Annotated in this window: 10 protein-coding genes; 8 read left to right on the top strand and 2 right to left on the bottom strand. The window is 40.2% G+C overall.

Annotation, left to right across the window (positions count from 1 at the left end; genetic code table 11):
- The first annotated feature begins 2 nt into the window (after positions 1-2).
- From NST46_RS04500 to NST46_RS04470, 7 genes are all read left to right on the top strand, one after another.
- Positions 3-344, top strand: coding sequence for a Na(+)/H(+) antiporter subunit C (locus tag NST46_RS04500; RefSeq protein WP_095314126.1), 342 nt, complete (start codon positions 3-5; stop codon positions 342-344).
- Positions 337-1,815 (top strand): Na+/H+ antiporter subunit D, encoded by a 1,479-nt coding sequence (locus NST46_RS04495; protein ID WP_095314128.1) that lies wholly within the window; start codon positions 337-339, stop codon positions 1,813-1,815. The genes NST46_RS04500 and NST46_RS04495 overlap by 8 nt, the downstream gene beginning before the upstream one ends.
- A gap of 47 nt (positions 1,816-1,862) precedes the next feature.
- Positions 1,863-2,345 (top strand): Na+/H+ antiporter subunit E, encoded by a 483-nt coding sequence (locus tag NST46_RS04490; protein ID WP_095314129.1) that lies wholly within the window; start codon positions 1,863-1,865, stop codon positions 2,343-2,345.
- Positions 2,345-2,629: a Na(+)/H(+) antiporter subunit F1 gene (locus tag NST46_RS04485; protein WP_095314131.1), complete on the top strand. Its 285-nt coding sequence runs from the start codon at positions 2,345-2,347 to the stop codon at positions 2,627-2,629. The genes NST46_RS04490 and NST46_RS04485 overlap by 1 nt, the downstream gene beginning before the upstream one ends.
- Positions 2,607-2,990, top strand: coding sequence for a Na+/H+ antiporter subunit G (locus NST46_RS04480; RefSeq protein ID WP_095314133.1), 384 nt, complete (start codon positions 2,607-2,609; stop codon positions 2,988-2,990). The genes NST46_RS04485 and NST46_RS04480 overlap by 23 nt, the downstream gene beginning before the upstream one ends.
- Positions 2,991-3,256: 266 nt before the next feature.
- Positions 3,257-3,895, top strand: coding sequence for a pentapeptide repeat-containing protein (locus NST46_RS04475; protein ID WP_095314135.1), 639 nt, complete (start codon positions 3,257-3,259; stop codon positions 3,893-3,895).
- A 32-nt stretch (positions 3,896-3,927) separates the two neighbouring features.
- A complete protein-coding gene (locus NST46_RS04470; RefSeq protein WP_095314137.1) occupies positions 3,928-4,716 on the top strand; it encodes an ion transporter in 789 nt (262 codons plus the stop codon).
- A 62-nt stretch (positions 4,717-4,778) separates the two neighbouring features.
- Here NST46_RS04470 and NST46_RS04465 read toward each other — a convergent pair whose 3' ends face one another.
- Both NST46_RS04465 and NST46_RS04460 read right to left on the bottom strand, forming a co-directional pair.
- A complete protein-coding gene (locus tag NST46_RS04465; protein WP_285844948.1) occupies positions 4,779-5,798 on the bottom strand; it encodes an LLM class flavin-dependent oxidoreductase in 1,020 nt (339 codons plus the stop codon).
- 223 nt (positions 5,799-6,021) lie between these two features.
- A complete protein-coding gene (locus tag NST46_RS04460) occupies positions 6,022-7,047 on the bottom strand; it encodes a YecA family protein (protein ID WP_341136821.1) in 1,026 nt (341 codons plus the stop codon).
- 646 nt (positions 7,048-7,693) lie between these two features.
- Here NST46_RS04460 and gltB point away from each other — a divergent pair.
- Positions 7,694-12,298: a glutamate synthase large subunit gene (gene gltB, locus NST46_RS04455; RefSeq protein WP_341137317.1), complete on the top strand. Its 4,605-nt coding sequence runs from the start codon at positions 7,694-7,696 to the stop codon at positions 12,296-12,298.
- Positions 12,299-12,309: the final 11 nt, after the last annotated feature.

The following is a 12,309-nucleotide window of genomic DNA, read 5'->3' as shown; positions in this document are numbered from 1 at the left end:
CTATGGAGACATTAATAACCATCCTAACAGGTGTGTTAGTATCAGTTGCTACCTATTTGATTTTATCTAGAAGTTTAATACGGGTTGTTTTGGGTACTGCTGTTCTTTCCCATGCAGCTCATTTATTGATTATGACAATGGGTGGTTTAAAAACCGGAGGTGTGCCAATCCTAGGAGGAGAAGATGGTGAAGCCTATGTTGACGCGCTCCCACAGGCGCTTATTCTAACGTCTATTGTTATTAGCTTTGCAGTAACTGCAATGTCACTTGTTTTAGCTTACCGTACTTACCAGGCGACAGGGACAGATAAATTGAATGAAATGCGAGGGATAAAACATGAATAATTTGCTTGTCATGCCAATGGCTATCCCTGTCCTGGCGGGTATTCTTTTGATCTTCCTAAGGCCTTATGTAAAGGCGCAGCGGTGGATTAGTTTCTTTGTCATGATTGCGAATATCGGGATATCTATTTATTTGTTAAATTGGATTCAGACAGATGGCGTACAGCGACTTGATTTTGGAGGCTGGCAGCCACCGTTTGGAATTTTGTTTGTTGCTGATTCGTTTTCCGTTATCTTAGTATTAACCACAAGTATCGTCACAGCCATCTGCTTACTATATGCTTTTTCGTCAGTGGAAAAGTCTTATGAAAATATGTTTTTCTATTCGTTTGTAAACTTTTTAGTTGCGGGTGTGAACGGTTCATTCTTAACAGGCGATTTGTTTAACTTATATGTCTGCTTCGAGGTTATGCTTTTAGCTTCATATGTGCTGATTGCCCTTGGAGGTAGAAAGGTACAATTGAGAGAATCGATGAAATACCTTGTGATTAATATTCTATCTTCCTGGTTCTTCTTAATTGCGATTGCTTATTTATACGGTACGCTTGGAACGCTCAATATGGCGCATTTGTCCGAAAGAATTGCTGAGAGTGGGCAAACGCCTCTCTTAACCGTAATCAGTATTGTCTTTTTAACGGTATTTGCTTTGAAATCAGGGCTCTTGCTTTATTTCTGGCTACCTGGATCATATAGTGTGCCGGCGACTGCTGTTTCGGCATTGTTCGGAGCATTGCTTACAAAAGTAGGTATTTATGTCATGATTCGGACGTTTACCTTATTGTTTTATCATGAACAACAAATTACCCATTTGTTAATTGGCATCTTGGCAGGATTAACCTTGATTGGTGGTAGTATTGGAGCGATAGCGTATAAAGATATTCGGCAAATTGTTGCATATAACGTTATCATTGCGGTTGGTTTTATTCTGGTCGGACTTGCAGTAGCGACTCCAGAGGCGTTAGAAGGATCGATTTATTATTTAATGCATGACATGATTGTTAAAGCATTATTGTTCTTGCTTGCAGGAACGATGATTATTGTAACTGGTGAAACGCGAATTGATTATATGAGTGGTCTAATTCGCAATTATCCACTATTCGGTTGGATTTTCTTTATTGTTATGCTTTCTCTTGCTGGAGTTCCTCCGTTAAGTGGATTTATCGGAAAAGTGCTAGTAGGACAAGGTGCGGTTAATAGTGGATCGTATATTTTGCTTGCTTTAGCGTTTATATCCAGTATTTTTGTTCTCTATTCCTTGCTGCGCGTCTTCTTAAACTGCTTTTGGGGAGAGACGATTATTAGTGAGGAAGATGAAATTCCAATGAAAAAAGGCTGGCTTATCCCATGTGTTCTGCTGACTGCGGGAACCGTTATTTTAGGATTGGCCGCTGAACCACTTGCAATTTATGTGCAAGATGCAGCGAATACATTGATGAATCCCCAAATTTATATTGATGCGGTTTTAAATGATTAACCAATTACTAAGAAGTCGTTCATACTACAAGAGGAGGTGGATTTAGAATGCCCGCCCAATTTTTATTAAACGTGTTTATCGCAGTGCTTTGGACATTAATTAGTGATGAAACAGAATTGAAATTTACAACGTTAGTGACAGGGTATTTGGTTGGGATTGTTATCGTTTTTCTGATGCACCGTTTCTTTGGACAACGCTTCTACCTCACTCGGTTTTTTGCATTGGTTAAGCTAATCCTAATTTTTAATCGTGAATTATTCCATTCAACAATACTTGTTATTAGACATATTCTAAGTCCAAAAATTAAAATTAAGCCCGGGATATTCAAATACGAAACAGTCTTAAAAGGGGAATGGGAAGTAACTGCTCTCGCCCTACTATTGACATTAACACCAGGGTCGGTCGTAATGGAAGTGAACCCGGAAGGAGATACTTTTTATATTCATGGAATGGATGTGGAAGAATCAAAAGATATGCTGATTACATCCTTAGGTAAATTTGAGAAAGCGATTATGGAGGTGACGAGGTAATGATAGAAGTGATGCTTATCACGGCTTTATCACTTTACGGAATCGCAATTGCGATAAGTGCTTATCGAATCGTCATCGGTCCAAGTCTGCCAGATCGTGTTGTTGCTCTGGATATGATTGGAGTAATGCTCGTATCCAGTATCGCGGTTATATCCGTATTGCTAGGGACCACGGCTTTTTTAGAGGTAATTCTTATTTTAGCGATTTTAGCGTTTATTAGTACGATTGCCTTCTCCAAATATATCGAGAGGGGTGTTATCATTGAACGTAAACGAGATAAGTGAATTTATTGCTGCTGTATTAATGCTGGCGGGATCCATAATGGCTGTCATAAGTGCTGTTGGAATTATTCGCTTTCCTGACGTCTATACACGTTCACATGCTGGGACGAAAAGTTCAACGTTAGCTGTGCTATTAACATTACTCGGTGCATTTCTATACTTTGCGATAGCTGAAGCGTTTGTAAGTGTCAGGCTTTTATTGGGGATTCTTTTTGTATTCCTGACAGCCCCGGTAGCGGGTCACTTAATCATTAGAGCTGCTTACCGAGCGCATGTTGAAATGGCAGACATTACGATAGAAGATGAGTTGAAGGAAGTTATTTCGCAAAAAGAAGAAGAGAAGGATCAGTCCCATTTGCGTTAACTGTTCGAGACCTTTATGCATAAATCATTTAAAATAAGGCGTCTGATGCACTTGTGTGTGCTTCGGGTGCCTTTTCTTTGTTTTATTAGAAAATAGGCTATAAAGTGGCTTAAAACACGTTCTAGGATAATCTAGAGGTTTATTTGGTTAGAGCCTTTGATTCAGCACCTTGAAAAAACATTTGTGAATCACTATTTGGTAAAAAAAGAATAGTGATTATAGTATACTAGTCCATAAGAAGAGAAACAGATTGGAGAATGATTTGTATGGGTGAACGTTTCAAAATTCAACGTCCAAAGCTATCGGGAGCATTACAGGAAAAGGTATTTCAGTATGATGAAGAAATATATTATAACCGGTGTATCATTAAAGATTGTCACATTGATGGAGAAGGGATTGAAAGCATTCGATGTGACGAAGTTATTTTTAAAAATGTTACCTTTGATGCGCTGTCTTTTCGTAAAGCAGATTTACTAGACTGTGTTTTTGACCATTGTGATTTAGCGAACGCTGACTTCAGTGAAGGAAGTATTCATCGAGTAGAATTCAAGGATTCTAAGCTAATAGGGAGTAACTTTGCTGACGCTTCGTTGGAAAATGTATTGTTTGTCTCTTGTCTAACAAAACTGAGTACATTTGGTTTTGCGAATTTGAAACAGGTAGCGTTTCAAAGCAGTTCGTTAAACAGTGCTGATTTTTATGAATGCAATTTTCAGCGTGTGGCATTTACGGAATGTAATTTGGATGAAGTAAACTTTGCGAATACATCGTTAAAGGGAGTTGACCTAAGTACATGCACCTTTGAAGGGCTTCAAGTGACATGGGATAGCTTGCCTGGATGTATCGTTACAGAAGAACAAGCATTAGCCTTTGCGCGTGTGATTGGACTAGAAATAAAGGTATAACATTAAGGAAAAGAAGGGTGGACACAACCTTCATGAATCAAGTGAGAAAGCGATGTGCAGTTATTGCGAAGCATCGATTATTTCGAAATAGCATTATCGGATTAATTATTTTGAATGCGATATTAGTTGGTCTTGAGACATATCCATACTTTATAGTAAACTATGCAACAATCTTATACATAGCTGATCAAGTATTGCTTTGGGTTTTTACGGTAGAAATTCTCATTCGATTAACTGGGAGTAATTCCATTCGATCATTTTTTCGAGAGCCATGGAATCTATTTGATTTTGTCATTATTCTAGGGGGACATGTATTAATTGGGGCACATTATGTTACGGTATTAAGGATTTTACGCGTATTGCGTGTTTTGAGAGCCATTTCGGTTATTCCATCTCTTCGAAAGATGGTAAATGCGCTGCTCCTTACGATCCCATCAATGGGGACGATTTTGCTATTGCTTGGTATTTTCTTTTATATTTATGCTGTTATTGGCACAATGCTATTTCAAACGACTGCTCCAGAATATTTTGGAACCCTGCATGACACGTTGCTAACGCTTTTTCAGCTGTTAACACTTGATTCCTGGTCAAGTGGTGTCATGCGACCGCTATTAACAGCAGAGCCGTTTGCGTGGGTATACTTTTTTTCCTTTGTTATCATTGGTGCGTTTGTAATCATTAACCTCTTCGTTGGAGTGGTTGTTAATAACGTTGAGGAGGCAAACCGGGAGGAGACACCTTCACCGACTGATGAAAAGCTAGCCGAGATGCAAAAGGAGCTGCAGGATATTAAAAAGCTACTGGAAAAGAAGTCTGGGTAAGTGGTTGTGGTCTTACAATGTAAAGCAAGCCTGATCCTATAAAAAGGATGCAGGCTTGTTGTTTATTTATCCATTAGCTCAGCGACAATTTCATAAGAGCGCAGGCGATCTTCTAGATGGTAAATCTGTGAGCTGATAATCATTTCATCAGCTCCAGTTGCTTCTTGGAAGGCAATTAATCCTTTCTTTACTGTGTCGGGACTACCGACAATTGTTGTACGAGGATCGAGTGATTCTTCTACCGCTGCTTTTTCCATTGGTGACCAAATTTCATCGATATTATCAATTGGCGGCTGCAGTTTCTTTTGCTCACCACGTCTCAGGTTTAGAAACTGCATACGATGTGAACTAGCTAGATACTGAGCCTTTTCATCTGTTTCAGCTGCAATGACATTTACACCAACCATTGCATACGGCCTTTGCATCACATCCGAAGGTTGGAAACGATCACGATACAGCTGTAAAGCTGGGATGGTATATGCTGGTGCAAAATGACTGGCAAAAGAGAAGGGCAATCCCTTTTGGGCAGCAAGTCGTGCACTAAAATCACTGGAACCAAGCAACCAAATTGGAATCGAGAGCCCTTGTCCAGGAACCGCTCGAACACGTGATACTGGTTCTTCTGAAAAATAATCCTGCAGCTCATTCACTTGCATTGGGAAGTCCTCTGGTCCCATATTCAAGGTCCGGCGCAATGCGTAGGCTGTTGCTTGATCGCTTCCGGGTGCACGACCTAGTCCAAGATCGATTCGCCCGGGGAATAAAGATTCTAGCGTGCCGAATTGCTCCGCGATGACGAGGGTTGCATGGTTCGGAAGCATGACACCACCTGCACCTACGCGAATATGCTTTGTATTTCCAGCGATATGGCCGATGAGCACGGACGTTGCTGAGCTAGCAATGCCAGGCATATTATGGTGCTCTGCTAGCCAGAAGCGGTTAAATCCCCACTTTTCCACATGCTGAGCAAGTTTGACACTCTCTTTAAAGGACGCAGTAGCATCACTTCCTTCTGTTATTGGTGCTAAATCAAGTACAGACAAAGGAATATTATTAAACGTATTTGTAGGATGCGCAGTCAAAATTTTCCCTCCTAGATATATGGTTATTAGTAAGAAATGATAAGTGTTTTTAGGAGGATAGTCCAATAATTAGCTTGTTATGGATAATTTATCGAATGCGGTTTAAAAACAAAAAGAACAAAACAGATGTTGGGAATCGTAAAATATCTGTTTTGTTCTTAAATCAATCCTGCGGTTCATCTTGTATTAGCAGTTGCATGCTATGTACACCATTGTTGATTCGTCATTCACTTTTGTTCATTAGCTGCTTCCATTCGCTATCCAACACTTTTGTAAGCTTTCGATAATTGGAAGAAACGGTTGTAGCAGTTGTCTCATACTCCTTGGCGAGCCGACTTTGGGTAGCGGGCTCTTCCTGAAACTTATCCTGTACAAAGTAGTCGAGTGCCGCAGCGTAGGAACCGAGTTTTTTAAATGTTGGATTCTCCTTGGAGCAGTAAATGTTCCAGAGCTTAACACCAATTGAGATAATTTGTTCATCCATTCCTTTTTCCTGCATCTGCTTTTCGAATAGTTCTGCAACCTTTTCCTGTGCTGGATTTGGCCACTCAAATTTAGGGTCTTCATATACTAGGATATCAGCTAAAAGGGCTGGGAAGTTTTCTGCTAGACCGCCTTCCATACGAGTGTAAGATTTGGTCATCGCTATAATTTTCTCCCTGTCTTTATCAAATAATTCCACCATTGTAAACAGGAAGTTGTGATAACCGACATATGGAACGGTAACGCCAATAGCTAGATTTCCTGCTTTAAAGTCATCCTCTTCCGTAAACGGAATGATATAGTTTTCATCTGTTAAGACATCACGCAAATGAGCCTGCTGTGCTTCTTTATCAATGGTAAGAATGTCGAATATACTTGGAACCGTGTTTGCCCAGGCTGCGAATGTATTTTTTGTATTTGTGTATCTCATTTTTGATTCCTGTTTTTGATAAAATGTTGCAAAAATCGTTTGGTCATTCTTCAAAAATGGAAGATTCGGTATCGCCCAAAACGTTAGACCTGCCATGTAAATCTTGGATAGTTCCTCATTTTCTCCAATGAATGGCTGAGGATATCGTAGAGTTAGCTCCTCTAGTTCTGATTCGTATTGTTGCATGGCGAAGGAAATTAGTTTTATATGGAAATTCTCTAATTCCGAATTGTAAACTTCAGGACTTATTGTAGTAACATTTGAAGATCCGCAGCATTTTTTGTATTTTTTGCCACTGCCACATGTACATGGATCATTTCTTTTTGGCTTGTTCAAAGTAACAACCCCTTCTTATAGTAATCTCTTTTAGGTACGCACACTTATTATAATTTAATTCCATCGAAAGACTAATCAATGATATTTAATAAAAAGCGAAAGCAGATAGAAAAGCTTAAACTTTTCTATCTGCAAGAATGAAGAATAACCTATTCATCTTGATGCAATTTATATTTTCTTCTTGCTTTGAATTCGGTGTATAGTATTGCTTTTGATGCAGAATCAACAAACAGATACATTCTGGAACGCTAACAAGGCTATTATACCATCAATTGCTGTTGATGACGTTAACGTATTAAAAGATAAAATTTTCTAACGTTAATATAGGTGTATTTCGAGCGCGAGAAAAAGGAATATATTCCTAATTAATCTCTTTAGAAAATATGATTCATAACAAAATGGCATTAATTATCTAAAAAAATGTAAAAAAAGTGATTGAATTCCAAAACCCTTGGTACGAATGGGTTTTTACCAAAAAAAAATTACAAAAAACCAAAATGTAATCGTTTACATTAACAAAAAATGTAATCTGAATTTTATGTTAACAGATTTTTTGTGATATAATATCGAACACAGATGAAGAACCTGTTTATAGTGCCAGTTTCTTTATGATGTATGACAAATAAGAGGGAGGAGAGCTGTTGTGATGACAAGGAATGGATTCCCAAAACAACAGGGCCTATATCGACCTGATTTCGAACATGAGGCATGTGGTATAGGCATGATTGCGAATATTAATGGCAAGAAAACCCACAATATTGTCCAAAACGCGATTAATATTCTATGCAATTTAGAACATCGTGGAGGACAGTCTGCAGATACAAGTACTGGAGATGGCGCAGGAATAATGACACAAATACCTGACCGTTTTTTTCAAAAGCAGTGCGCGAAGGAAAACATCGACCTTCCTCGTGAAGGAGATTATGGGGTAGGGATGGTATTTTTACCCCGTGACCGGCAACTTCGTATGATATGCAGAAAGATAATTGAACGTATTGTGCAAGAAGAAGGGCAAACCTTTTTAGGGTGGCGTCCTGTTCCTACAAATGAATCCTTCATCGGTATTGTCGCGGCGAAAAGTATGCCCACAGTCCGTCAATTTTTCATCCAAAAGTCGGATGCTATAAAAGATCAAATGGCCTTCGAACGTAAACTGTATGTTATCCGGAAATATATCGAGAAAGTCGTTGCAGAAGAGCCGAAATACGAAGATGTTTATGTTTGCAGTTTATCGACACGTACGATTGTGTATAAAGGAATGCTTATTCCAGAACAATTGGATGCCTTTTATATTGACTTGAATCATCCGGAGTTTAAATCTGCTTTAGCACTCGTGCATTCACGCTTTAGTACAAACACTTTTCCAAGCTGGAAAAGGTCTCACCCGAATCGATACACCATACACAATGGAGAATTTAATACGTTACGCGGAAATGTAAATTGGATGCAGGCTCGTGAAAAGCTTTGTCAGTCTGAATATTTCACCGAAGAAGAGCTAGAGAAAATCTTGCCGGTACTCGATGTTGATGGCAGTGATTCATCCATTTTTGACAATACTTTTGAGTTTCTGCATCTATCAGGAAGATCACTCGCACACAGCGCCATGATGATGGTACCAGAACCATGGTCGAATGATGCGATGATTCGCGAAGAAAAGCGTGATTTCTATGAATACCATAGTACCTTAATGGAACCCTGGGATGGGCCAGCAGCACTTGTATTCACAGATGGCAATCAAATCGGAGCATGTCTCGATCGTAATGGGCTCCGACCTGCAAGGTACTATGTAACAAAGGACGGCATGATTGTCCTTGGTTCTGAAGTAGGGGCATTGGATATCTTTGCAGACGATATTTTGTACAAAGATCGATTGACACCTGGAAAAATGCTGCTCGTTGACTTGGAAAAGGGTGTCATTATTCCTGATGAAACGATTAAAATGCAAATCGCATCCGAACAGCCATATAAGAACTGGTTAGAAAACAAAATCAAACTGGAGGATTTGCCAGATGGGCATCAGAAAGCTCCGCTGTATCATGGGGAGGAAATACTCAAGCAGCAATTGGCGTTTGGCTATACACGTGAAGAACTAACTAAAATAATGAAGCCTCTCGTATCAGAAGGAAAAGATCCGATTGGTTCTATGGGGTATGACTCTCCGTTAGCTGTCTTATCTAGAAAACCACAGCTTCTGTATAACTATTTTAAACAGCTCTTTGCACAAGTTACGAATCCACCACTGGATGCGATTCGGGAAAAAATTATCACGATGGCAGAAACAACGATTGGAGCGGAAGGGAATCTCGTACAGCCAACAGCAGAAAATTGCCGGCATATTCGATTGACCACACCTATTTTACGAAATGAGGAGCTTGAGAAGATACGACAGCAGCAGTTGAAGGCATTTCGGACCATAACATTGTCCTGTCTTTTTGATGCAGCAGAAGGCCAAGGTAATATGGAAACAGCCCTAGAAGCGTTATTTGACAAAGCGGATGCGGCTATCGATGCAGGAGTTACAATACTCATCCTCTCTGATCGGGGAGTTTCAAAAGATAAAGCAGCGATTCCTGCATTACTAGCTGTATCCGGTTTGCATCATCATTTAATTCGTAAAGGAGTTCGTACACAAGTAAGCCTGCTTGTAGAGTCTGGTGAACCCCGAGAAGTGCACCATTTTGCTGCGCTAATCGGATATGGGGCGGAAGGGATTAATCCGTATCTAGCATTGAACACCTTTACTGAATTAATCGAAAAAGGTGAGTTGGAAGCTGTTACGGAAAAACAAGCACATAAAAGATATGTATCATCCGTTACAGACGGGATAATTAAAATCTTATCGAAAATGGGTATTTCAACAATTCAAAGCTATCGGGGTGCACAAATATTTGAAGCGGTCGGTATTCGTGATGATGTAATTGACAGGTTTTTTACAGGAACTGCTTCTCGACTTGGCGGGATTGGCCTAGAGATAATTGAAAAAGAAACGCTAATAAGACATGATATTGCTTTTCAAACGAACCGTGGGGGAAATAACAACCTGCCAGCGGGAGATGAATTCCAGTACCGTGAGAATGGTGAAGACCACCAATATAATCCGAGGACGATACAAACATTGCAGCATGCTGTCCGCAGCAATAACTATGAGCTATTTAAAACATATTCAAGCATGATCACGGATGATTCGAATAATCTGCAATCCCTTCGTGGTTTGGTACGTTTTAAAAAACGTACACCTGTACCAATCGAAGAAGTGGAACCAATTGAAGCGATTGTGAAGCGTTTTAAAACAGGGGCGATGTCCTTTGGTTCAATTAGTAAAGAGTCGCATGAAGCCTTAGCAATCGCAATGAACCGGCTTGGAGGCAGAAGTAATACCGGAGAAGGTGGAGAAGATTCGAATCGTTTTCTGCCTGATGAGAATGGAGATTTAAGGAGAAGTGCAATAAAACAAGTTGCCTCCGGACGTTTTGGGGTAACGAGCAATTATTTAGTCAATGCCGATGAGATTCAAATTAAAGTTGCTCAAGGGGCAAAGCCAGGTGAAGGTGGTCAGCTGCCTGGAGAGAAGGTATACCCTTGGGTAGCAGAGGTTCGTGGTTCCACTCCGGGTGTTGAACTAATCTCACCTCCGCCACACCATGATATTTATTCGATTGAAGACCTTGCTGAGCTGATTTTCAATTTGAAAAATGCTAATCCAAATGCTCGTATTAGTGTAAAACTCGTTGCAGCAGTTGGTGTCGGAACAATTGCAGCAGGTGTTGCAAAAGGCCGTGCGGATCATGTTGTAATCAGTGGTTATGATGGTGGGACTGGCGCCGCGCCGCGCACAAGCTTAAAGCATACCGGACTGCCGTGGGAAATTGGTCTAGCTGAAACACATCAAACGCTGCTTTTAAATGGATTGCGTGACCGGATTACAGTGGAGACAGACGGGAAAATGATGACGGGCAGGGATGTAGTCGTTGCTTCCTTATTAGGCGCAGAAGAATATGGATTTTCAACAGCACCACTCGTTGCATTAGGCTGTGTCATGATGCGAGTCTGTCATTTAGATACATGTCCGGTAGGAATTGCAACGCAAAATCCGGAATTAAGAAAGAAATTTAATGGTGACCCAGAACATGTTGTAAACTTTATGCGATTCATTGCTGAAGAAACAAGAGAATTAATGGCAGAGCTTGGCTTTCGCACTATAAATGAAATGGTTGGAAGATCGGATGTGCTCGAGGCAAACAAACTAGATCATTGGAAAGCAAAGGACTTAGACTTATCGGCATTACTTTATCGTCCAGAGCTGCCATTTGAAATTGACCATTATGCAACCAAAAGTCAGGATCATGGTATTGAGAAGACGTTGGATTATCAAGAGCTTATTCCGATTTGCGAAACAGCAATTGAGGAAGGGAACCCAATTGAATTTACCGTTGCTATCCGTAATATCAATCGGGTTACGGGAACACTCCTCGGTAGTGAAATAACAAAACGGTACGGTGAAATGGGCTTGCCCGAGGATACAATTAAATTGAATTTCAATGGGTCCGCTGGTCAAAGCTTTGGTGCATTTATCCCGAAAGGAATGACGCTTAACCTTATTGGTGATGCGAATGATTTTGTTGGTAAAGGTTTATCGGGAGGTAAGATAGTTGTCAAAACAGCTCCGTCTGTAACCTTCCGACCAGAGAAAAATACGATAATTGGAAATGTTGCATTTTACGGCGCATCAAGCGGAGAAGCTTATATCCGTGGAATTGCCGGAGAGCGTTTTGCGGTAAGGAACAGCGGTGCAACGATAGTGGTAGAAGGTATTGGTGATCATGGCTGTGAATATATGACAGGTGGAAAAGTTATTATCCTTGGTGGAACCGGAAGAAACTTTGCGGCAGGAATGTCTGGTGGCGTCGCTTATGTCTTTGATGAAGATAATGCATTCCGTGATCGGATGAATCCTGCCATGGTAAATGTCGGCAGGGTTGATGATCCTGAGGAATTGGATGCTATTTATCAACAAATCGAAAAGCATATTAGCTACACAGACAGCGCTCACGCTACAAGAATACTTGCTTATTGGGAAAATTACTCGAAGCAATTTGTCAGAATCATTCCGAAAGCTTATGTGAAAATGAGGGAACGAATTAATTACTTGTTGGATAGTGGCTTAGATAAATTTGAAGCAGAAATGACAGCTTTTAAGGAAAGCAAAGGTAACGTTGCAGAAAAGAAGAATCGTAAACTAGAAATCATCTAGATGAAAATGTT

The organism is Oceanobacillus sp. FSL W7-1309 (assembly GCF_038002145.1).
Taxonomy (GTDB): domain Bacteria; phylum Bacillota; class Bacilli; order Bacillales; family Amphibacillaceae; genus Oceanobacillus; species Oceanobacillus profundus.
Note: the sequence above shows the minus strand (reverse complement) of the source record. Positions and strands in the feature narration are given on the sequence as shown.

Coding starts and splice junctions, on each gene's coding strand:
- NST46_RS04500 (WP_095314126.1), top strand. CDS start 3: ATGGAGACATTAATAACCATCCTAACAGGTGTGTTAGTATCAGTTGCT.
- NST46_RS04495 (WP_095314128.1), top strand. CDS start 337: ATGAATAATTTGCTTGTCATGCCAATGGCTATCCCTGTCCTGGCGGGT.
- NST46_RS04490 (WP_095314129.1), top strand. CDS start 1,863: ATGCCCGCCCAATTTTTATTAAACGTGTTTATCGCAGTGCTTTGGACA.
- NST46_RS04485 (WP_095314131.1), top strand. CDS start 2,345: ATGATAGAAGTGATGCTTATCACGGCTTTATCACTTTACGGAATCGCA.
- NST46_RS04475 (WP_095314135.1), top strand. CDS start 3,257: ATGGGTGAACGTTTCAAAATTCAACGTCCAAAGCTATCGGGAGCATTA.
- NST46_RS04470 (WP_095314137.1), top strand. CDS start 3,928: ATGAATCAAGTGAGAAAGCGATGTGCAGTTATTGCGAAGCATCGATTA.
- gltB (WP_341137317.1), top strand. CDS start 7,694: ATGACAAGGAATGGATTCCCAAAACAACAGGGCCTATATCGACCTGAT.